21 protein-coding genes are annotated in these 22,320 nt (G+C 58.7%); 9 read left to right on the forward strand and 12 right to left on the reverse strand.

The genetic code is table 11. From position 1 onward, the window contains the following. The first annotated feature begins 60 nt into the window (after window positions 1-60). The 6 genes from COL8621_RS09890 (at window position 61) to lexA (ending at window position 4,948) form a co-directional block, all read left to right on the forward strand. Window positions 61-642 carry an aminodeoxychorismate/anthranilate synthase component II gene (locus tag COL8621_RS09890; RefSeq protein WP_093967216.1) on the forward strand — a complete coding sequence of 194 codons (582 nt, stop codon included), beginning with the start codon at window positions 61-63 and terminating at the stop codon, window positions 640-642. Further along, window positions 639-1,655: an anthranilate phosphoribosyltransferase gene (trpD, locus tag COL8621_RS09895; protein WP_093967217.1), complete on the forward strand. Its 1,017-nt coding sequence runs from the start codon at window positions 639-641 to the stop codon at window positions 1,653-1,655. Before COL8621_RS09890 ends, trpD begins: the two co-directional genes overlap by 4 nt. Before the next feature lie 50 nt (window positions 1,656-1,705). Further along, window positions 1,706-2,518 carry an indole-3-glycerol phosphate synthase TrpC gene (gene trpC / locus COL8621_RS09900; RefSeq protein ID WP_093967218.1) on the forward strand — a complete coding sequence of 271 codons (813 nt, stop codon included), beginning with the start codon at window positions 1,706-1,708 and terminating at the stop codon, window positions 2,516-2,518. Then, window positions 2,518-2,994 (forward strand): cyclic pyranopterin monophosphate synthase MoaC, encoded by a 477-nt coding sequence (gene moaC / locus COL8621_RS09905; RefSeq protein ID WP_093967219.1) that lies wholly within the window; start codon window positions 2,518-2,520, stop codon window positions 2,992-2,994. Before trpC ends, moaC begins: the two co-directional genes overlap by 1 nt. Continuing rightward, window positions 2,994-4,166: a molybdopterin molybdotransferase MoeA gene (locus tag COL8621_RS09910; RefSeq protein WP_093967220.1), complete on the forward strand. Its 1,173-nt coding sequence runs from the start codon at window positions 2,994-2,996 to the stop codon at window positions 4,164-4,166. The genes moaC and COL8621_RS09910 overlap by 1 nt, the downstream gene beginning before the upstream one ends. A gap of 92 nt (window positions 4,167-4,258) precedes the next feature. Further along, on the forward strand, window positions 4,259-4,948 hold the full coding sequence (lexA, locus tag COL8621_RS09915; protein ID WP_093967221.1) for a transcriptional repressor LexA: 690 nt from the start codon (window positions 4,259-4,261) through the stop codon (window positions 4,946-4,948). Here the strand turns inward: lexA and COL8621_RS09920 are convergent, their stop codons facing one another. After that, a complete protein-coding gene (locus tag COL8621_RS09920; protein WP_093967222.1) occupies window positions 4,949-6,985 on the reverse strand; it encodes a ComEC/Rec2 family competence protein in 2,037 nt (678 codons plus the stop codon). 78 nt (window positions 6,986-7,063) lie between these two features. Here COL8621_RS09920 and gltX point away from each other — a divergent pair, with 78 nt between their 5' ends. From gltX to COL8621_RS09935, 3 genes are all read left to right on the forward strand, one after another. Continuing rightward, the gene (gltX, locus tag COL8621_RS09925) at window positions 7,064-8,467 is read left to right on the forward strand and encodes a glutamate--tRNA ligase (RefSeq protein ID WP_093967223.1); all 1,404 of its coding nucleotides are present in this window, start codon (window positions 7,064-7,066) and stop codon (window positions 8,465-8,467) included. A gap of 76 nt (window positions 8,468-8,543) precedes the next feature. Beyond that, window positions 8,544-9,839 (forward strand): citrate synthase, encoded by a 1,296-nt coding sequence (gene gltA, locus COL8621_RS09930; protein WP_093967224.1) that lies wholly within the window; start codon window positions 8,544-8,546, stop codon window positions 9,837-9,839. Between the two features lie 181 nt (window positions 9,840-10,020). Beyond that, complete coding sequence (locus COL8621_RS09935) at window positions 10,021-10,722, forward strand: hypothetical protein (protein ID WP_093967225.1); 702 nt, start codon at window positions 10,021-10,023, stop codon at window positions 10,720-10,722. A 39-nt stretch (window positions 10,723-10,761) separates the two neighbouring features. Here COL8621_RS09935 and COL8621_RS09940 read toward each other — a convergent pair whose 3' ends face one another. The 11 genes from COL8621_RS09940 to COL8621_RS09985 all read right to left on the reverse strand — a co-directional run bounded on the left by COL8621_RS09940 (window position 10,762) and on the right by COL8621_RS09985 (window position 22,204). Beyond that, on the reverse strand, window positions 10,762-11,538 hold the full coding sequence (locus COL8621_RS09940; protein WP_093967226.1) for an enoyl-CoA hydratase-related protein: 777 nt from the start codon (window positions 11,536-11,538) through the stop codon (window positions 10,762-10,764). Window positions 11,539-11,610: 72 nt separating this feature from the next. Continuing rightward, window positions 11,611-12,066 (reverse strand): cytochrome c-type biogenesis protein, encoded by a 456-nt coding sequence (locus tag COL8621_RS09945; RefSeq protein ID WP_093967227.1) that lies wholly within the window; start codon window positions 12,064-12,066, stop codon window positions 11,611-11,613. 5 nt (window positions 12,067-12,071) lie between these two features. Continuing rightward, on the reverse strand, window positions 12,072-14,048 hold the full coding sequence (locus COL8621_RS09950) for a heme lyase CcmF/NrfE family subunit (RefSeq protein ID WP_093967228.1): 1,977 nt from the start codon (window positions 14,046-14,048) through the stop codon (window positions 12,072-12,074). Between the two features lie 77 nt (window positions 14,049-14,125). Further along, window positions 14,126-14,263 carry a hypothetical protein gene (locus COL8621_RS19140; RefSeq protein WP_176438473.1) on the reverse strand — a complete coding sequence of 46 codons (138 nt, stop codon included), beginning with the start codon at window positions 14,261-14,263 and terminating at the stop codon, window positions 14,126-14,128. After that, window positions 14,260-14,793 (reverse strand): holin family protein, encoded by a 534-nt coding sequence (locus COL8621_RS09955; protein ID WP_093967229.1) that lies wholly within the window; start codon window positions 14,791-14,793, stop codon window positions 14,260-14,262. Before COL8621_RS09955 ends, COL8621_RS19140 begins: the two co-directional genes overlap by 4 nt. Further along, complete coding sequence (locus COL8621_RS09960; protein WP_093968508.1) at window positions 14,784-15,395, reverse strand: holin-associated N-acetylmuramidase; 612 nt, start codon at window positions 15,393-15,395, stop codon at window positions 14,784-14,786. The genes COL8621_RS09955 and COL8621_RS09960 overlap by 10 nt, the downstream gene beginning before the upstream one ends. Before the next feature lie 62 nt (window positions 15,396-15,457). Further along, window positions 15,458-15,904 carry a cytochrome c maturation protein CcmE gene (gene ccmE / locus COL8621_RS09965; RefSeq protein WP_093967230.1) on the reverse strand — a complete coding sequence of 149 codons (447 nt, stop codon included), beginning with the start codon at window positions 15,902-15,904 and terminating at the stop codon, window positions 15,458-15,460. Between the two features lie 13 nt (window positions 15,905-15,917). After that, window positions 15,918-16,946, reverse strand: coding sequence for an N-acetyl-gamma-glutamyl-phosphate reductase (argC, locus tag COL8621_RS09970; protein ID WP_093967231.1), 1,029 nt, complete (start codon window positions 16,944-16,946; stop codon window positions 15,918-15,920). 58 nt (window positions 16,947-17,004) lie between these two features. Next, complete coding sequence (gene murI / locus COL8621_RS09975; RefSeq protein WP_093967232.1) at window positions 17,005-17,817, reverse strand: glutamate racemase; 813 nt, start codon at window positions 17,815-17,817, stop codon at window positions 17,005-17,007. Next, entirely contained in the window at window positions 17,817-18,689 is an 873-nt protein-coding gene (locus COL8621_RS09980) for a lysophospholipid acyltransferase family protein (RefSeq protein WP_093967233.1), read from the reverse strand. The genes murI and COL8621_RS09980 overlap by 1 nt, the downstream gene beginning before the upstream one ends. A gap of 110 nt (window positions 18,690-18,799) precedes the next feature. Beyond that, window positions 18,800-22,204 (reverse strand): indolepyruvate ferredoxin oxidoreductase family protein, encoded by a 3,405-nt coding sequence (locus COL8621_RS09985; RefSeq protein ID WP_093967234.1) that lies wholly within the window; start codon window positions 22,202-22,204, stop codon window positions 18,800-18,802. Window positions 22,205-22,320: the final 116 nt, after the last annotated feature.

Here is a 22,320-nt window from a genome sequence, read left to right on the forward strand (position 1 = left end):
TCTGAACATGTATAGCCCGACCAAGCGCGGGGTTCACCCCCATTTAACAAAGGCGTCCGCATGTTGCTGCTCATCGACAACTATGACAGTTTTACTTACAACCTCGTTCATTATCTGGGCGAATTGGGTGCGGATGTTCGGGTCTGGCGAAACGACGCGCTGAACGTCCAAGAGGCGGTTGCCCTAAAGCCAGAGGCGATTTTGCTGTCCCCCGGCCCCGGTGATCCTTCGCAAGCAGGTATTTGCCTTGCCCTGACGCGAGCCGCAGCAGAAACCAAAACGCCGCTGATCGGCGTGTGCCTTGGACATCAGACAATCGGCGAAGCCTTTGGCGGAAAGATCGTTCGCGCGGACGATATCGTACACGGCAAGATGGGCATCATGCACCACGACGGCACCGGCGTGTTCGCGGGGCTTCCTTCCCCGTTTGAGGCAACCCGGTATCATTCCCTGATCGTAGATCGCGAAAGCCTGCCCGACTGTCTGGAAGTGAACGCATGGCTAGAGGATGGCACGATCATGGGGCTGCGTCACAAGACGTTGCCGATCCATGGGGTGCAGTTCCACCCTGAAAGCATCAAGTCCGAACACGGGCATGCGCTTTTGAAGAATTTCCTTGATATGTCGAAGGTGCCAGCATGAGCGACGCATTAAAACCGCTGATCGGCGCGGCCGCTGATCGCCCGCTGACCCGCGAAGAGGCAGAAACCGCGTTCGAGATTTTGTTCGACGGCGAAGCCACGCCCAGCCAGATCGGTGGCTTTCTGATGGCGCTGCGCACGCGCGGTGAAGCAGTTGGTGAAATTGCTGCGGCCGCTGGAGTGATGCGTGCGAAGTGCACGCCCGTCAAAGCGCCCATTGGCGCGATGGATATTGTGGGCACCGGTGGTGATGGCAAGGGCACGCTGAACATCTCTACGGCGACGGCATTTGTTGTGGCGGGTGCCGGTGTACCCGTTGCCAAGCACGGCAACCGGAACCTTAGCTCCAAATCTGGAGCGGCGGATGCGTTGGGTCAGATGGGCATCAACGTGATGGTCGGCGCCGATGTCGTAGAACGCGCGCTGAAAGAGGTCGGCATCGGCTTTATGATGGCGCCCATGCACCACCCGGCGATGAAACATGTCATGCCCACACGGCTTGAACTTGGGACGCGCACGATTTTCAACATTCTGGGGCCCCTGACCAACCCGGCGGGCGTCAAGCGGCAACTGACCGGCGCGTTCACCCGCGATCTGATCCGGCCCATGGCTGAAACGCTGTTGGCACTTGGGTCCGAAAAGGCGTGGCTTGTGCATGGCAGCGACGGCACGGACGAACTTTCCATTGCGGGCGTGTCTTATGTCGCGGCGCTGGAAGACGGCGCTGTCAGTGATCGTGAAATCCACCCCGAAGATGCCGGTTTGCCCGAACACCCGTTCGAAGACCTGCTTGGCGGTACGCCCGAAGAAAACGGTCGCGCCTTTGCCGCGTTGCTGGAAGGCACGAAATCAGCCTATCGCGATGCGGTTTTGTTGAACGCCGCAGCCGCACTGGTTGTGGCTGACAAGGTCGCCACGCTGCCCGAAGGGGCCGCCATGGCCGCGGAAAGCATCGACAGTGGCGCAGCAGGTGCAAAAGTTGTTGGGTTGGCCCAACTTACGTCTAAGGCGTAAGGGCCTCTCTTCCTCTTCCATTCGGGGCGGTGGCGGGCTATCTCATCTGCATGAGCACCATACTGGACAAGATCAAAGCCTATAAGCTGGAAGAGGTTGCCGCCGACAAGGCCGCGCGCCCTCTGGCAGAGGTTGAAGAGGCCGCGAAAGCCGCCCCCACCGTGCGCGGCTTTGCCCAAGCACTTCAGAACGCCGCGAAAACAGGCTACGGCCTGATCGCAGAGGTCAAAAAGGCCAGCCCGTCCAAGGGTCTGATCCGGCCTGACTTTGACCCGCCCGCCTTGGCCAAGGCCTATGAAGAAGGCGGTGCTGCCTGTCTTTCCATCCTGACGGACACGCCTTCGTTCCAGGGCGCGAAAGAATACCTGACAGCCGCGCGCGCCGCCGTTAGCCTGCCCTGCCTGCGCAAAGATTTCATGTATGACACCTATCAGGTGGCCGAAGCCCGCGCGCTGGGTGCCGACTGTATTCTGATCATCATGGCCAGCGTGTCCGATGACCAAGCCGCCGAACTTGAAGCGGCCGCGTTTGAATGGGGCATGGATGCGCTGATCGAAGTCCATGACGGTGAAGAGCTTGATCGCGCGCTAAAGCTGAAATCCCCTTTGATGGGCATCAACAACCGCAACCTGAAAACCTTCGAAACCTCGCTTGATACGACGCGCACGCTGGCAAAACGTATCCCCGAAGGGCGGATGGTTATCGCGGAAAGCGGGCTGAATACGCCCGAAGAATTGGCCGACATGGCGCAGCACGGCGCGCGTTGCTTCCTGATTGGCGAAAGCCTGATGCGCAAAGATGACGTGGCCCAGGCGACCCGCGAATTGCTCAGCCATTCCAACGACATGACACGAGGCGCGTGATGGCGGAACTGACCCATTTCGACACCAAGGGCGATGCCCATATGGTGGATGTTTCGGAAAAGGCCGTGACCTCGCGCATTGCGGTGGCCGAGGGCTCCGTAAAGATGCAGCCCGAAACGCTTGCGATGATCACCGAAGGCCGCGCCAAAAAGGGCGACGTTCTTGGCGTTGCGCGGCTTGCCGGGATCATGGGCGCTAAGAAAACCGCCGACCTGATCCCGCTGTGCCATCCCCTGCCGATAACCAAGGTCGCTGTTGAGCTGACCCCGGATGAGGCGCTTCCGGGCGTGCGGATCGAAGCGACCGTTAAGACCACCGGGCAGACGGGGATTGAGATGGAGGCGCTGACGGCCGTCTCCACCGCCGCCCTTACGCTTTACGATATGGTCAAAGCCGTTGAGAAAAGCATGGTGATTTCCGACATTCGGCTAAAGCTGAAAGACGGCGGTAAATCCGGCCTTTACGAGGCTGATTGATGATTACCGTCGCCCAAGCGCTTGAACATGTCTTCGCGCTGGTCGCGCCGGTAGATATCGAAGAAATCCCTTTGGCGCAGGCCGCTGGCCGCGTGCTGGCCCGCCCGGTTAGCGCAAAGCGCAGCCAGCCGCCATTCGCAGCCTCGGCCATGGATGGCTATGCCCTGAAAGCGGCAGAGGCTGAACCGGACGCCATGTTCAAGGTGATCGGCGAAGCCGCAGCCGGGCATGCCTTTGAAGGCAGCGTCGGCCCCGGGCAAGCGGTTCGCATCTTTACCGGCGCACCGATCCCTGACGGGGCAGATCGTGTTATTATTCAAGAAGATGTCGGGCGAACCGGCGATTTGATCTCTCTAAACCGTGACATGGACGAAGGGTTCCACATTCGACCTGCTGGCGGTGATTTCGTCGAAGGCGCCACGCTGGACGCACCTCGCCGGTTGAGCCCTGCGAACATTGCCCTAATGGCCTCGATGAACATCGCGCATGTGCCGGTGCGCCGTCGCCCTGTCGTGGCGATCATCGCGACAGGCGACGAATTGGTCATGCCCGGCGAAACGCCCGGCCCGGATCAGATCATCGCATCAAACAGTTTTGGCTTGAAAGCGATGCTAGAGGCCGAAGGTGCAGAGGTTCGCCTTCTTCCTATCGCGAAAGACACGGTTGCGTCGTTGAAGGCCGTTTTCGATTTGGCCAAAGACGCGGATCTAATTTTGACCATAGGCGGCGCCTCTGTTGGGGATCACGATCTGGTTGCGCAGGTTGCCGAAGACCTTGGGATGGACCGTTCATTTTACAAAGTGGCGATGCGGCCCGGTAAACCGCTGATGGCGGGGCGGCTGGGATCGGCGGCGATGGTTGGCCTTCCCGGCAATCCGGTTTCCGCGATGGTCTGTGGGCAGATATTTGTGGTGCCCGCCCTGCGTGTGATGCTTGGCCTTGAAGCCGCGCCTGCCCCGCGCCGCCGCGGTGTGTTGGCCATAGATATCGACGCAAACGGCCCACGCGAACATTACATGCGCGCGCGTCAAACCGACGAAGGGTTGGCGCCGTTTGGCCGTCAGGACAGCTCTCTCCTGACGATCCTGTCTGACGCACAGGCCTTGGTCGTGCGCCCGCCTAACGACCCCGCGCGCAAAGCTGGTGATACGGTAGAATATCTGCCGATCTGACACGGCGGTTGACACAAAACGAGAACATGAATAGAACATGGGGGAACGATGCCCCCGTTTTGTTCCGTGGGCGACTGTCGCAGGAGCTACTGATGCTGACCCGTAAGCAACTGGAACTGTTGGAATTCATTAACGCGCGCCTTCAAAAAGACGGTGTTCCCCCGTCATTTGATGAAATGAAGGAAGCATTGGATCTGCGATCCAAGTCCGGCATCCACCGTCTTATCACTGCATTGGAAGAACGCGGCTTCATCCGCCGCCTTGCCCATCGTGCTCGTGCGATTGAAATCGTGAAACTGCCCGAAGCGATGGAAAAGAAGGGGTTCACCCCCCGTGTTATCGAAGGCGATGCGCCGCCCCCGCCCCCGTCGAACGCCATGCCTGTTGAGAATGTACACGCGATGGAACTGCCCGTGATGGGCCGCATCGCCGCTGGTACCCCGATCGAAGCAATTAGCGAAGTGTCCCATTCCGTTGCGGTTCCAGGGTCCATGCTGTCGGGGCGCGGAAAGCATTACGCGCTGGAAGTTAAGGGCGACTCGATGATCGAAGCCGGGATCAATGATGGCGACGTCGTTGTGATCCGGGAACAGACGACCGCTGACAACGGTGAGATTGTTGTGGCGCTGGTCGAAGGGCATGAGGCGACGTTGAAACGATTTCGTCGCAAGGGCGACATGATCGCGCTTGAAGCTGCCAACCCCGCCTATGAAACGCGGATGCTTCCTTCTGACAAGGTGCGCGTGCAGGGGCGGCTTGTCGGCCTGATCCGCAGTTACTGATCACTGTGTCCAAGGCCGGTCACCCGCTAAGGTTTTCGCTTTCGTGATAATCGGACCATCCGGCCCTTTAAAAACGGCAATGGAGCCGGTTTTCGACAACGCTCGTTGATCCAACAACTGGCACCCTTCGGGTGCGGGGATGTCCAGCTTACGCGCCATAACGACCCATCCCTGCGCGCAAGCTTCGGGCAGTTTCCCGGCCCAACCACGTCCCGACAGGTGTATGAAACGTTGGCCCATCACCTCGGCGATAAGGTACCCTTTGCCACCGCCGAACCCGTCGCGCCCGAATGCTTGCTGTTGAGTGGCGACATCACCGTCATTCTCTAGCCAGTTTTGCGCAGAAAAGCCTGCACCCTTCCCCTTGCTCAACACGCGGCCCTGTTCGGTCATCAACCCCATCAGGCTGCCATTGTCCGAAATCAAAAGCTGCGGACGTGAGGTTTGCGCCCAAAGCACAAATGCCAAGGATGCAGGAACAGCACCCAAAAGCCGCCATCGCCCTTGCCACAGGATCAGCCACAGCGCCCCGATGGTAAAAATTGGCAAAACCCAATCCGAAGGTGCAGGCACAGGCCACGTGGAACCATCCAACCCGGCCACATATTCCGCGACGAATAATATCCACCCAATGCCCAAGCGCATGACATCCAATGCGATGCCAGCAACGCCAAAGGGTGCCAGCAGGCCCGCAACAACCGCTGCCGGAATCACGAGGATTCCCATCAAGGGCACGGTCAGCAGGTTCGCAAATAGGCCGTATTGCGCGACTTGGTTAAAATGCGCCGCGCCGAACGGGGCTGTGGCCCCCCCGGCGACAAGCGAAGAAACCACCACGGCCAGAACCGGTTGCGCCCATCGTGGCATCCGCCACCAGTTTTCCGGCCAATCCCGCAGCGCACCGAAAACCGCAACCAATGCGGTTGTGGCTGAAAAGGACATCTGAAATCCGGGTTCCGTCACGCTTTCGGGTTGCATTAAAAGGACGATCAGCGCGGCAATCGCCACCGCCCGCACCGTAATAGCGCGGCGATCGAACAGCACGGCGACCAACATCACGGCAACCATGATGAATGCCCTTTGCGTGGCGATGTTGCCGCCAGAAAGCGCAAGGTAAAACGCCGCACAGCACAGAGCGAAAACGGCCGCCAGCTTTTTCACCGGTACGCGCAAGGCCAGCGGTGGGATCAGCGATAGGCCGGTGCGCAATGCGGCAAAGACAAACGCGGTCAAAAGCCCCATATGCAGACCTGAAATCGCCAGAAGATGCGCCAGATTTGCATCGCGTAAAGCTTGCAGGGTGGGTTGCGACATGGCGGAACGGTCGCCTGTAAGAATCGCGGATGCGAAAGCGCCCTCATCACCGGGCATGTGTTGCCTGATCGCCCCCGAGATTGCCATTCGCAAACGGTGAATGGCCAGCCCCGCGCGCCCTTCCGACGCCGGCGCCATCGCCAAAGCAGGCGAGCGTGTGTAACCGACAGCACCCAGTTTTTCGAACCACGCGCGCCGCTGAAAGTTGAAACCCCCGGGTTCCGAGGGCGCAGGCGGCGGCGAAAGATGGGCGGTCATCGCGACGCGAAGCCCCGGTTCAGCATCGAAAAATCCCTGATTGCCGTGCAAAGAGACCCTGACGCGGGCCGGTGTTTCGTCGGGCGCGAACCGCTCCATCCACACTTGATCCAAGGTCAGCCGTGGCACGTCAGAAAAGGATCGATCAATCGCGATGATCCGCCCCTCAACCGCGCCATAAAAGCGGTACTTCAGCACTGGCTCGGCCACCAACATGGTCCGCGCGCCAGCCAAAAGGCCACCCGCCCCGATCAGGAACAACAAGACGAACAAGGGCCCAGCCCGCGGCCCGACCACCCAAGATAGCAGTAAAAACAAGCCGCACAGGCCAGTGACGCCTGCCCAGATGACCGCGCCGGGCTCTGCCGTCAGGGTGAAGTAGAACCCGATCCCGGCGGCCAGCGCCACGGGGACCCAAGGGAACAAATGTCCGCGCTGTGCGTCGAGGGTCTCAAGGATGCGCATGCCTTGTCCTCCCCTGCCCGATTGCTTAATCAGGCTGCAACGCTATCTCCCATTTGGTTTCCAGAAGGTTAACGCCCTATGTCCGAGGCTCAGGTTGTCACCCGTTTCGCCCCGTCGCCCACCGGCTATTTGCACATCGGTGGCGCACGCACCGCGCTGTTCAACTGGCTCTATGCCCGTGGTCGTGGCGGCAAGTTCCTGCTGCGCATCGAAGACACCGACCGCGCACGTTCCACGCCCGAGGCCACAGCCGCGATCCTTAAAGGTCTGACTTGGCTGGGGTTGGATTGGGACGGCGACGCAGTCAGTCAGTTCGAACGTGCGGGCCGCCACGCCCAGGTTGCGTTGGAGATGCTGACCACGGGCCACGCTTATAAGTGCTTCGCCACGCAGGACGAAATCGCCGCCTTCCGCGAAGAAGCAAAGGCCGCCGGGAAATCGACGCTATACCGTTCGCCGTGGCGCGATGCGGCACCCGAATCCCATCCAGACGCGCCCTATGTTGTGCGCCTGAAGGCCCCGCGCGAAGGCGCGACCGTGATCAAAGATCAGGTACAGGGCGACGTGACATGGAAAAACGATCAACTGGATGACATGGTCCTGTTACGTTCAGACGGCACACCGACATATATGTTGGCGGTGGTTGTAGATGACCATGATATGGGCGTGACCCATGTGATCCGGGGGGATGACCACCTGGCCAATGCCGCGCGTCAAATGCAGATTTACGCGGCGATGGGTTGGTCCTTGCCCGTTTACGCACACATCCCGCTGATTCACGGCCCCGACGGTAAGAAGCTGTCCAAACGCCACGGCGCGCTTGGAGTCGAAGAATATCAGGCGATGGGCTATCCGGCGGCGGCTGTTCGCAACTACCTTGCACGGCTGGGCTGGTCCCATGGCGATGACGAGTTTTTCAACGACGAACAGGCGAAAGAATGGTTCGGCTTTGATGGAATCGGCAAATCGCCCGCGCGGTTTGACTTTAAGAAGCTGGAAAATCTTTCAGGACAGCATATCGGGGTCGCCGACGATGCTGCACTGCTGCAAGAGCTTGAGGCGTTTTTGGTTGCCACGGATGCACCCGCGCTTACGGATGCACAAAAAAGTGGTTTGGCCCTTGCCATGCCATATTTGAAAACCGGCACCAAATCCTTCGGGCAACTGCTTGATAAGGCTTACTTTGTTCTTGGCTCGCGCCCGTTTGAACCGGATGAAAAGGCGTCAAAGTCGCTGGATAATGTATCCCGTGGTATACTGACGGAATTGACGCCGCATCTGCAAAATGCTAGCTGGACGCGAGACGCGCTGGAAGCGGCTGTGGGGGAGTTCGCCGAGGCACGTGGCCTCAAACTGGGGAAGTTAGCCCAACCTCTTCGTGCAGCCCTTGCGGGACGCACCGCAACGCCCAGCGTTTTCGATATGATGCTTGTCATCGGACGGGATGAAACAATCGCCCGGCTGACTGACGCACAGGCCTGATGCGGGATTTACCTGCACCACATAACGCCACCGACCGGTGCGGTTCCTCGCGCCGGTCTCTCAGAGAGGGATAAGAATGGCAGACAGCACCAAGACCGCAACGCTGAGCTTCGGTGACACCACCATTGAATTGCCGATGTATTCGCCCAGTGCCGGGCCAGATGTCATCGATATTTCCAAACTCTATGCCCAGGGTGGCGTATTCACCCACGATCCGGGCTTTACCTCCACATCCTCTTGCGAATCCACGATCACGTTTATCGATGGCGGCAAGGGCGAGCTTTTGCACCGCGGTTATCCGATTGATCAGCTGGCTGAAAAATCCCACTTCTTGGAAGTGTGCTACCTGCTGCTTTACGGTGAACTGCCAACTGCTGCTCAGCTGGAAGATTTCGAATTCCGCGTGACGCGCCACACCATGGTACACGAGCAGATGGGCAACTTCTTCCGCGGGTTCCGCCGCGATGCGCACCCAATGGCCGTTATGGTTGGTGTGGTTGGCGCGATGTCCGCGTTCTATCACGACAGCACCGATGTAAACGATCCGTGGCAGCGCGAAGTTGCGGCGATCCGTTTGATCGCCAAGATGCCAACGATTGCCGCTTGGGCGTTCAAATACACAATCGGTCAGCCGATGGTCTATCCGCGCAACGATCTGGACTATGCGTCCAACTTCCTGCGCATGTGCTTTGCCGTTCCGGCAGAGGACTACGAGGTTGACCCGATCCTTGCCCGCGCAATGGACCGTATCTTTACGCTGCACGCAGATCACGAACAGAACGCTTCGACGTCGACTGTGCGTCTGGCCTCGTCTTCTGGCGCGAACCCGTTTGCGTGTATCGCAGCCGGTATCGCCTGTCTTTGGGGCCCTGCCCACGGCGGCGCAAACCAAGCGTGCTTGGAAATGCTGCGTGAAATCGGCACCGTGGATCGGATTCCTGAATTCATCGCCCGTGCGAAAGACAAGAACGATCCATTCCGCCTGATGGGCTTTGGCCACCGCGTGTACAAAAACTTCGACCCACGCGCGAAGGTTATGAAAAAGTCCGCTGACGAAGTTCTGGAACTGCTGGGTGTTGAAAACAACCCAACGCTTCAGGTTGCGAAAGAATTGGAAGCCCAAGCGCTGGCCGATCCATATTTCGCAGAGAAGAAACTGTTCCCGAACGTGGACTTCTATTCCGGCATCATCCTAGAGGCGATGGGCTTCCCAACGTCGATGTTCACCCCAATCTTCGCGGTAAGCCGCACGGTTGGCTGGGTGAGCCAGTGGAAAGAGATGATCTCGGACCCGACCATGAAAATCGGTCGCCCACGTCAGCTGTACACAGGTTCGACAGCCCGCGATTACGTGGATGTCGAAGACCGGTAAGAACCGGAATTCAGAACATTCAGACGGCCGCCCGATTGGGCGGCCGTTTCTGTTTAGGGCTATGCACAAGGTGCGCTAGCGCGGTCATTTACAGCGCTCTATTGCCCCATGTAAAACCTCGCTTGTTGCATCGCCCCCTAAACACGGGCAGATGTGCGACGTTGTCCGGTATTGGTAATCCATGAAAAACATCATCGCCCCCACATGGAAAAGCGCCTTTGTCGTCATCGCCGTGATCACCATGGCGTGGACCATCTCTAGCCTCGGGTATTACGAAATCACCGATACGTTGGGGCTGACCAACGGCTATAACGAAGCGCCGATTCTGATGGGTGCATATTATGGCGTATGGGCTGGCATGGTGATTGCGGTGTTCAGGCCAGACGTCAACGCATGGATCAGACGGGCATCGCCGGGCGAAAATCGTTTAGCACCAGCAGTGATGCTGATTACGTTTGCCTTATTTGCGCTGAAAGTTCTGCCCCAACTTCCAGCCGTCGACCCACCGGACGATTTAAACGTCGCGGATATCGTTTTTGCCCAACCTTGGTATTTCCTACCGAAGACAGTCGAGATTCTGTTCCAGCAAGTTCTTCTTTCCGCACTGGTGTTGGAAATGCAGGCCCAAAAGATGAGCCTGCGGCAATCGGTAATCTTAACGGCGGTTCTGTTCGGAGGCTTTCACCTGACGCTTGCCCTGACAGACGCAAATGCGTTTTACGTCACGCGCTACACAATCGCCGCAACGCTTTTCGGCGCGATTTACCCCTATCTTATTTTGCAAAGAAGGAACGGGTTCGTATACGCGTTCAGCATTCACTGGGCGTTTTACGCGTTTGACACGACGATGGCCCATTTCGCATTCGCAGCGGCGTCCAACTAGCCTAGCGGACGACGGACGTCGTCGCCCGCGAAGTCTCGCTTATCGCCCTTCGTAACGTGCCGGGCGTTTTTCAAGGAATGCGATCACGCCCTCTTTGAAGTCACGCGATTTGCCACATTCGCCTTGCAGCTTTGCTTCAAGCTCTAGCTGCTCTTCCAACTCATTGTTGTAAGACGCGCGCAGGGCCTCTTTCACCTTGCCGTAGGCAAGCGTGGGGCCAGCGCCCAGTTTGGCAGCGCGGGCTTTCCAGTGGGCGTCAAACTCATCCGCTGGGACTGCTTCCCAGATCATCCCCCAATCGGCCGCCTGACGCGCCGACACGGGCTCTGCGAACAACGCGGTCCCCATGGCGCGGGCAAAGCCGACCTGACGGGGCAGCCAATAGGTGCCACCGGCATCCGGGATCAGCCCGATACGGGTGAACGCCTGCAGGAAGCTGGCGCTTTCCGAGGCAATCACCACGTCCGCAGCCAGCGCAAGGTTGGCCCCTGCCCCCGCCGCCGGACCATTCACCGCCGCAATCGTCGGGATCGGGCTGTCATTGATCCGGCGCAGCATGGGTTCGTATTCGTCGCGTAAGGTGCGTTCCAGATCCAACTGCGATGCATTGCCCGCATCCCCCAGATCTTGGCCGGAACAAAACGCCCGCCCCGCGCCGGTCATAACCAACACGCGTGCGTTTTCCTGTGCGACGCGCAGGGCGTGCAAAATCTCGGCGCGCATCTGGCTATTCAGCGCGTTCATGACGTCAGGGCGGTTCAGCGTCAGAACGGCCACATCGTCTTCGATATTCAGAAGGATGGTCTGATAATCCATCGCGTTACTCTCCCTAACCTGCGTTGTTTGCAGCATAGGGCAGCGGGCCCTATGGGAAAGAAAAACGCAAGGTCATTCGCGCATAATTTCCTTTAGGCGGGCTTGCTCGGCTTCGCTAAGCGTATCGGCGGGGGTGTCACCCGCCGCACGGCGCCCCCGGATATAGACCGCGCCAATCCCAAGCGCGAGCAGAAGCATCGCCGGACCGGCAATCCACAACAGCACGTTCGCCCCGCCCGTCGTGGGTTTCAGAAGAACATATTCGCCATACCGATCCACAACGAAATCAACGACTTCGACGTCGCTGTCCCCTTCGACCAAGCGTTCGCGCACAAGGACGCGCAGGTCCTTAGCCAACGAAGCGTTGGATTCATCGATGCTTTCGTTCCTGCAAACAAGGCACCTTAGACCTTTAGAGATTTCGCGCGCCCGCGCCTCTAGCGCGGGATCGGGCAACACCTCATCAGGCTCTACTGCAAAGGCTGGCACGGCCAGCAACACGGCAACGGCGAACAGCAGCTTTCGCATGAAACTCACTCCGCAGGGACGGCGCCGCCGGGCGCCGCCTTCTTGGCACCGGCCGCCACGCGATAACGCCGATCAGACAGGCTGAGCAAGCCGCCAAGCGCCATGATGATCGTGCCCGACCAAATCCAGTTCGCGAAGGGTTTGATGTATGTCCGCACAGCCCAGCCACCGTCATCCTGTGGATCACCGATCACCAGATAGATGTCGCGCCAAAAGCCGTTGTCGATACCCGCTTCTGTGGTGGGCATCCCGGCAACTGGATACACGCGCTTTTCGGGCGTCAGTTCGGCCACCGCGACGTCGTCACGCCAAACACTCATGACGCCCTGCGTGGCAACATAGTTTGGCCCCTGCACCCGCTGAACGTTGTCCAGCTGAATTCCCCAGGCGCCAACTTCAAACCGCTCGCCGATTTGGGCGACGCGGATGTCTTCCTGCTCCCACGCTGTCAGGCCAGCGATACCAAAGATGGTGATGCCAAGCCCGGCGTGGGCAACAGCCTTGCCCCAGTCGGCGCGTGGCAGACGCACCAGACGGCGCAGTTTGTCACCAATCGCGCCACGGCCTGTACGCGTCAGAAGGTCAACAACCGCACCTGATACAAGCCACGTGCCAAGGAACAGGCCGACAGGCCCAAGTGCCGAACGCCCGGTCTGCATTGCCCATGCCAGCGCCCCAAACGCCAGCGCGACAACAAACGCGATGCGAAGCTGTTTAAGCGCCCGGCCAACCCGCGCGCGCTTCCACGGCAGGATCGCACCGATTGGCAGGATCAGCGCCAGAATGACCATGAAGGGTGTAAACGCCATATCAAAGAACGGCGGACCAACAGACAGCTTCCGCCCAAGCGTCATCTCCGCGATCAGCGGCCAAATCGTGCCGACAAAGACAACCAGTGCCGCAACCGCCAACAGGATGTTGTTCAACACAAGTGCCGACTCTCGGCTGACGATCCCGAACACGCCCTTCGCCTCCATCACGCCAGCGCGGGCCGCGTAAAGGACCAGCGCGCCGCCCATAAAGATGGCAAGGATCATCAGGATGAACACGCCACGCTCTGGGTCATTGGCGAACGCGTGGACCGAGGTGATAACCCCCGAACGCACGATGAATGTACCGATGAGCGAAAAGCCAAAGGCCATGATTGCCAACAGAATTGTCCAGCTTTTCAGGGCCTCGCGCTTTTCCACGACGATCGCAGAATGTAGCAGCGCGGCTGCGATCAGCCATGGCATGAAGCTTGCGTTTTCAACCGGGTCCCAGAACCAGAAACCGCCCCAGCCCAGTTCGTAATAGGCCCACCAACTGCCAAGGCCGATCCCGATGGTTAGGAACATCCAAGACAGCAACGTCCACGGGCGCACCCACCGCCCCCATGCCGCGTCAACGCGCCCTTCGATCAGGGCCGCAACCGCGAACGAAAAGCAGATCGAAAGCCCGACATAGCCCAGATACAGGAATGGCGGGTGGAACGCCAAACCGGGATCTTGCAGCAATGGGTTCAAGTCATGCCCATCAAACGGTGGAATCGCCAAGCGCAGGAATGGGTTGGATGTGAATAGGATGAAGGCGAAGAACGCCACCGCGATGGCGCTTTGCACCGCCAACACGCGCGCGCGCAAAGTCGGCGGAAGGTTCCCGCCGAACCATGCGGCCAAGGCCCCGAACAAGGTCAGGATCAGCACCCACAACAACATCGAACCTTCGTGGTTCCCCCACACCCCTGATATCTTATAAATCAATGGCTTAGCGGTGTGAGAGTTGTTCACGACCAGCGCCAGAGAAAAGTCCGAGGTGACAAATGCATAGGTCAGCGCGCCAAAGCTTGCCAAGGTCAGCGTGAATTGCGCCGTCGCTGCGGGTTCGGCAACGGCCATCCAGCCGCCCCACCCTTTATGTGCACCGATAAGCGGAACCACCGTCTGCACAATGGCAACGGCGAAGGCGAGGACGAGGGCAAAGTGGCCGAGTTCTGTAATCATGGCGCGATACTACGGCGAACCGTGGCTAAGGCCAACGGGGTTTGCGTGCGGTACCGCGCCACAGTTGCGTGATCGGCCTAAGCCAACTGCACCAACATCGCCCCAGCGGCCAACACCGCCATGGCCAACGCATGCCACGCCCCCTTGCGGCACCACTGGTCGAAAAACGTAACAGAGGTCAGTCCGGTCATTGTAACCAACATAAAGGGGGTCATGCGCCACCTCGCCAGTCATCAAGCGCGGGGTTGTTTGCCGAAGGCTCGTGCAACACGGCCCCTGCCTGCAGCGCCTCTAGCGCCCTTAGATTTTGTGTAACGACAGGGGCGCGCGCGACGGTTTGTGCGATAGAGCGTTGAAACTCTTGCCCTTTTGCCTGATGGCGCGCCCCAAAATAAAAGCTGACAATCGCCCCCATCAGCCACCAAAGCGGCTCTGGCACCAAGGCGATGCCCTGCATACGGGCGGCGAACCAGATCGGGTTCACCATCGCCGAAATGAACAAGCCCAGCGTCCCAAGCGCCAGCGCCGGGCGCGGCAACCGGTTCAGCGCGTCGATGACACGATCAAACAGGCCCCGTTGAGCGGCCCCAAATTCCGCCGCGAATTGCGCCATCACAGCATGTTTCAACGCCGCATCGCGCTGTGCCCCGGCTTCGGTATTTTCAATGAATACACCCGCCGTTTCCGTGATCATGTTTCGCCCATCGCCAAACAGGACCGTGAACAGCTTTTCGATCATCCCCATGCTGACACCCGTTTGTTATGGTCAGCGTCCGACAGGTGATAGCGCGGTGCGATGAACTCTTCAGCCCGCAGGATCCAGCCCCCCTTTCCGCCATTGCGCCGTTTGGCGTATTTGCGGCTGGCGGGGCGGCGATCCGCAAGGGCGTAGTAATAGTTGCGCCGCGCGATCCCATAGGCATCGGCCAGATGGGATGGCGCAGCCACGGCCGCAGCTCGGGCCGCCGCGATGGTTTTGGGGCCGATGGTCCCGTCCACTTCGACCCATTGTCCCATATCGTTCAGCAAACGCTGCAAGATGCGCACCGCGTTGGCCCCGGCGTTCACATACATGTCAAAGACCGACGGCTGAATCGCCTCGGGCAGCGCATCGATATGCGGGCGGTGATAGTAATCATCGATGAACACCTGCATCGCCTGATGCCGCGTCAGTTTGCGCACATCCGCGTCCGAGATACGGCCATCTCCGGTCAGGTCCATCCCCAGCCGCCGCATTGTGCCAATGGTCACGCCGTATTTCGTTGCCCCGCCCGGATCATCCCGGTCGTTCACATAGCCGCCTTCGCGGGCGACAATCTCTTTTGCGATTTCTTCTACCGACAACATGAAAACCCCCAGGTGTTTCAAAACCTGGGGGTGATTTCAGTCTCATTTGGTTAAAAAGCCGCTCAGCTACCGTTCGCCTCTTGATAGACGCCCTGTTCCTTCAGTGCGTCCACCACCTCTTTCGGCATATAGCTTTCGTCGTGTTTCGCAAGAATTTCAGAGGCTTCGAACACACCGTTCACATAGCTTCCGGTGCCGATCATGCCCTGATTTTCAGCGAACAGATCCGGCAATACGCCCGCATATGTCACCGCAACCGAGGCGCCGCCGTCGGTTACGTTGAACCGAATAACCTCGCCCTGACCGCGCTTAAGGCTGCCTTCTTCAACCAAGCCGCCAATGCGGAACACCTCTTCCGGGCGCGGAGGCTCTTCGACCACTTGTGAAGGTGAACGAAAGAAATTGATCCCGTCGCGCATCGCGTATCCGATCAGCCCGGTCGCGATTGCAAGGGCGGCAAAGGCCGCCACGACAATCTGAATTCGCCGTTGTTTCTTTAGTCCACGCATCGTTGTCCTCTCTTTAGGGGAAAACCGGGGCCAGCATCAGGCCGGCGGTCTCCTCCTCCCCCAACATCAAGTTGGCGTTTTGCAACGCCTGTCCGGATGACCCTTTGCTTAGGTTATCAAGGGCAGCGATCACAATCACCCGCCCCGGCAACCTGTCGGCCACGACGCCGATATGTACAAAGTTCGATCCGCGCACATGTTTGGTCGATGGGTGTTCGCCCATCGGCAAAACCTCAACGAAGGTTTCATCTACATAACGTTTTGCCAATGCGTCATAAACGGCTGCGGCATCACCACGCACGTAGACGGTCGCCAGAATACCCCGGTTTGCCGGAACAAGGTGCGGAGTGAACTGCACATGCACGGGCTTTCCTGCCGCCTTGGAGAATTCCTGATCGAACTCTCCCAAATGACGGTGCGTGCCGCCCACGGCATAGGCATGGTACCCTTCGGACAGCTCTGCATGCAGCAGGTTTTCCTTAAGCGACCGGCCTGCGCCCGAAACGGCGGCCTTCAGATCAATCAGGATATCGTCCAGATCAATCACGCCCGCATCAATCAACGGACGCAGGGCATATTGCCCGGTGGCCGCGTTACAGCCGGTGCCAGCAACCAACCGCGCGCCCTTAATCTCATCCCGGTAAAATTCGGTGAGGCCGTAAACAGCCTCTTTCTGAAGATCAAGCGCAGCGTGGGGCTTGCCATACCATTTTTCGTATTCCGCAGGGTCGCGCAAACGGAAGTCAGCCGACAGATCGACGATCTTCACCGTTTTGGGCAGCTCTTTGATAACGGCCTGCGAGGTGGCATGCGGCAAGGCGCAGAACACCAAATCCACACCGGAAAAGTCGATCTCTTCGATCTTTACCAGCGTCGGCAATTTCAGGTGACGCAGGTGCGGGAACACCGCGCCCATTTCCAGCCCAGCCTTACGGTCAGCAGACATCGCAACGATTTCCATCAACGGATGGGTTGCGATCAAACGAACAAGTTCTGCGCCGGTATAGCCAGAGGCGCCAAGGATGGCGATTTTATGGGTCATGTCGTGACCTTCCAGAAATTCTTAATGTGGATGTAGGAAGCAACGCGGTGGCGTGCAATCAGGCGGACTGAAATTCGATCCGTCGTCGCAAGAATTGCGTGGCCTTGTTTGACACGGTTTTGGGGTCACCCGTCGTCAGGAACATCGACTCTGTGCCCGCGCCCAGCATGTCTGGGTGACGTTCCAGATAATCGGCAAGGCTTTCTGCAACCAGATTGGCCTGCGAATAAACGCTGACGTTTTCCCCCAGCGCTTCCTGAAAAACCGTTTCCATCAGCGGGTAATGGGTACAGCCCAGAATTGCGGCTTCGGGTTTGGGCATCCGGCGCAGCAAAGCCTCTACGTGGCTGCGCACCAGCGCCTCTGCCAAAATCTCGTCGCCCTGTTCAATCGCATCGACCAGACCGCCACAGGGTTGCGCCTCTACGTCTACGCCAACGGCGCGGAACGCCAGTTCGCGCTGGAACGCCCGGCTGGACACGGTCGCGGGCGTCGCAAACAACGCCACATGCTTTACCGCGACTTCGCGCGGCGGTGAATTATCGCCCCATTCGCGTTCTGTCAGGGCTTCGATCAACGGAACAAACACGCCAAGCACGCGCTTGTCGGCCGGTATCCAGTTTTCCTGCATCCGCTTCAGCGCCGCCGCCGAGGCCGTGTTACAGGCAAGAATTACAAGGTCACAGCCCGCATCCCAAAGGCGTTCAACCGCCTTTGTCGTCAGGTTGTACACGTCATCAGCATCGCGCACGCCATAAGGCGCATGCAGATTGTCCCCGTAGTAAACGAAGGGCACATCGGGCAACCGCTTGGTCACCGCGTCCAGTACGGTCAGACCGCCCAGACCAGAATCGAAAACGCCAACAGCCATTATGCCTTGTACTTTTCTTCAAATTCGAAGCCATAGTCGTAAGACTTCAAAGGGTTTGGGGAAAGGTCATACGTGGCTTTGCGCAGGAAATCCATCATTGCTTTGGGATCGCCTGCCAGCGCGTTAAGTTGTGCCTGAGGGATTGGTTTTCCAACAACCACCCGCACCGGTTCATCCACCCGCGCCCGGAATTCTTTGATCAAAAGCGCAAGTCGCAAGGTCGAATGCACCCGGCTGGCCAACTGAAACAGGCGCGAGTTGTGGCCATCAAAAAAGATCGGCACGACCGTTGCGTTCGACTTGGCAACCATGCGCGCGGTAAAGCTGCGCCAGCCCGGATCCATGGGCGGCGAAAACAACTTGGCAGCGGTGGACACGGTACCGCCCGGGAAAATCCCAATCGCCCCGCCCTTCGCCAGATACTCCAACGCGGCTTTGCGCGTTTCGATATTCACGCGCTGTGCTTCTTTGGTTTCATCAAAGCTGATGGGCAGAACGATTTTGTTCAGCTCTTCGGCTTTGCGGAAAACCTGATGCGCCAGAATGCGGAAATCACCGCGCACTTTTGACAGGATGTGCCCCATCATCAGGCCATCCAGGATGCCATAGGGGTGGTTTGCGATCAGGATCAGCGGGCCGTTGGCCGGTATCTGCGAAAGAGCGCCATCGACGACATCAAGGCTTAGCCCGTACCGTTCAACCATCACGTCCCAAAAGTCGCGGCCAGCGGCAACTTCGTCTTCGTACCCTTTGGCGCGTTTGATCAGACGCAACCGCCCTGTCGCGTTTTCCAGAAAACGGATCAGAACCCGGCCGCCTTTTGAGCGCGCCGAACTGGCATAGCTGATCTCTCTCGTCACTTGTCGGCTCATTGCCGATCACCCTGTGTTAGCGCCCATGGAAAGGCTTTCGCCTGCGGATTACAGAAAACTGCACCCGCAGGGAAGGATTTATGACAACGGCGTGACGTCCGTATGACGTTTTATTCGGCGGCGCGTTTCATTGCGTCCTCTGTTTGAGAGAGCGCTGCCAGAAACTCTTCCCGGCGTTTCGCGGCCTTCCGTTCGTTGGCTTCTTTCACAGGGCCGAAGCCGCGAATTTGAACAGGAAGTTCGGCCAAGGCGACCGCGGGACCCATTTTATCGGCAGAACTTTCTTTCAAAACGCGCGCCATGTCAGCTTCGTATTGCTTGATAAGCGCACGCTCCATCTTACGCTCTGACGTGTAACCGAAGGGATCAAATGGTGTTCCCCGCAGCGATTTCATCTTTGCCAAAATCTGGAAACTGCGCAGCATCCAAGGGCCGAATTCGCGTTTTTTCGGGCGGCCGTCGGCACCTGTCTTTGAAAGGATCGGGGGCGCAAGGTGGAACGTCATCTTAAAATCGCCGCCAAACTCTTCCCGCGCCTTGGACTCGGTTTCAAGGTGAAGCCGCGCGACTTCGTATTCATCCTTGTAAGACAGAAGCTTATGATACCCTGTGGCAATCGCCTCTTTCAAAGCGGGGTCATCGGCCTGATCCACCAACCGGCGGTACCGTTTCGCCAAACGCTTGCCTTGATAAGCCGTCAAATGCGCCTCGCGGAACGCAATTTTTTCGGCCAGAGACTTGGGCTTTTCAACGACCTTCGGCTCGCCGATCCGCGCAGCCTCTGCGGGGTGTTCCGCTGCCCACCGGCCAATTTCGAACGCGCGTTTGTTGCCTTCAACGGCTGCCTTGTTCAACTCCACCGCGCGCAAGATCGCCTCTTCGCTTAGCGGAACCAGCCCACGCTGCCACGCCGCGCCAAGGATCATCATGTTCGAATAGATCGTATCCCCCATCAGCGCCTTAGCCAGCGCCGAGGCATCGAACATCTGCAAATTACCCTGCAACCGCGCCTCTAACGCAAGGCTCAGCCGATCGGCGGGCAATTTGAATTCTGTGTCGCGGGTGAAGTCACCGGTGATAATTTCGTGACTGTTCACCACCGCGCCGGTTTTTCCGGTTTTCATCAGGCCCAGCGTCTTCGCGCCCGCCGACACGACCAGATCACCACCGATAACGGTATCGGCCTCGCCCGTCGCGACGCGGATGGCCGAGATATCTTCGGGCCGTTCCGCGATACGGCAGTGGATGTGAACCGCGCCGCCCTTCTGCGCCAGACCGGCCATTTCCATCATGCCCGCGCCTTTACCATCCAGATGCGCGGCCATGGCCAGAATGGCCCCAACCGTCACCACGCCCGTACCGCCAACCCCGGTAATCACCACGTTATACGTGCCGTTGATCACCGGCAGCGTGGGTTGTGGCAGGTGGGGAATGTCGATTTCTGCCGTGGCTTCCTTTTTGATTGTCGCGCCTTCAAGCGTGACGAAGGACGGACAGAAGCCTTTGACGCAGGAAAAATCCTTGTTGCACGAACTTTGATCGATTCCGCGTTTGCGCCCCAGTTCTGTTTCAACCGGTACGATGGAAACACAGTTCGACTGGACCCCACAATCGCCGCAGCCTTCGCAGACATCCGTGTTGATAAAGACGCGCTTGTCAGGGTCCGGGAATTTCCCCCGTTTGCGGCGGCGGCGCTTTTCAGCAGCACAGGTTTGAACATAAATAAGTGCTGATACGCCTTTGACTTTACTTAACCTTTCCTGCACTGCCATCAGGTCATCCCGCGGGCTTAGCGACACCTCGCGCGGGAAAGCGGACAGGTCCAACTCTTCCTTTTCGTCATACACAACGGCAACGTCTTTCACGCCCATCGCCAGCACTTCGCGCGCGATTTGTTGGGCGGATAAATCCCCTTCGTTCGACTGACCGCCGGTCATCGCCACCGCGTCGTTGTAGAGGATTTTGTAGGTCATGTTCGTGCCCGCCGCGACAGCCGCGCGAATGGCCTGAATGCCCGAATGGTTATAGGTGCCGTCGCCAAGGTTCTGGAACACGTGATCGCGCGTGGAAAACGGGGCCTCGCCGATCCAGTTTGCCCCCTCGCCACCCATTTGGGTAAAGCCGACCGTCTGTCGGTCCATCCACTGCACCATATAGTGACAGCCGATCCCGGCATAGGCGCGATCCCCTTCTGGAACCTTGGTAGAGCTGTTGTGCGGACACCCCGAACAGAAATACGGCAAACGCGCTGCGATATCTTCGGCGTTGTCGGCTTTGCGCGATTCATCAAGCGCCTGAAGGCCGGCCTTTACGCCATCAGTGCCGCGCCCTTCGTCCACAAGAATATCGCCGATCTTTTGCGCGATCATGATCGGGTCAATCGCAAACCGGGTCGGGAACAGCTCTTCGCCATTGCCGTCTTTCCAGCCATAGACGCGGCGACCGTGGCGATCATCAAAGATCGCCTCTTTGACCTGCACCTCGATCAGCTTGCGTTTTTCTTCGACCACAACGATCAGGTCCAGCCCTTCGGCCCAGAGGTGGAACGTGTGCATATCCAGCGGCCACACCTGACCGATCTTATAGGTAGTGATGCCCAGCCGCTCTGCCTCTTGCTCATCAATGCCAAGAAGTTGCAGTGCGTGCGTCAGGTCGAGCCAGTTTTTGCCCGCCGCGACAAACCCGATCTTGGCCCCCGGCTTTCCCCAGACGCGCTTGTCGATCTTGTTCGCCCGCGCGAAGGCTTCGGCCGCAAAGCGTTTGTAATCGATCATCCGCGCCTCTTGCGCGACGGGCGTGTCGATCAGGCGAATGTTGATGCCACCTTCGGGCTTTTCAAACGGCGGCGTCACGAATTGCATCCGGTCCGGGCGCCCATCAACCACGGACGTCGCCTCGACCGTGTCTTTCATCGTTTTCAGGCCAACCCAGACGCCAGCAAACCGGCTAAGCGCATAACCATAAAGGCCATAATCCAGAATTTCCTGAACACCCGCGGGCGACACGATGGGCATATAGGCATCCACCATCGCCCAGTCGGATTGGTGCAACGTGGTTGAACTTTCGCCGGTGTGATCATCCCCCATCGCCATCAGCACGCCGCCATTCGGGGACGTGCCCGCCATATTGGCGTGGCGCATCACATCGCCAGACCGGTCCACCCCCGGCCCTTTGCCATACCAAAGCGCGAAGACACCGTCGTGCTTTCCTTCGCCGCGCAGTTCGGCCTGTTGGCTGCCCCAGATTGCCGTCGCTGCAAGGTCTTCGTTCAGGCCCGGCTGAAAAAGGATGTTCGACGCATCAAGGTCCGCCTTGGCGCGCACCATCTGCATATCAACGGCACCAAGGGGCGATCCGCGATAACCGGTGACATAGCCCGCAGTATTCAGCCCCGCCGCCTTGTCCCGCGCCGCCTGCATAAGCATAAGGCGCACAAGCGCCTGGGTTCCGTTCAACAACACCGGCGACTTTTCCAAATCGAACCGGTCGTGAAGGGTTATCTGCTGCTTACTCATCGGGCACCTCCCTTGCATAACGAGCATAGCACAAGGATAGGTCAAAAAAGCTGACCTACAAAATGAATTTTCCTCAAGTCTCCATTTGCAAATGGGAAAACGCTAAGGGTAGGTAA

The organism is Actibacterium lipolyticum (assembly GCF_900184935.1).
In the GTDB taxonomy this organism is placed as follows: Bacteria; Pseudomonadota; Alphaproteobacteria; order Rhodobacterales; family Rhodobacteraceae; genus Actibacterium_A; species Actibacterium_A lipolyticum.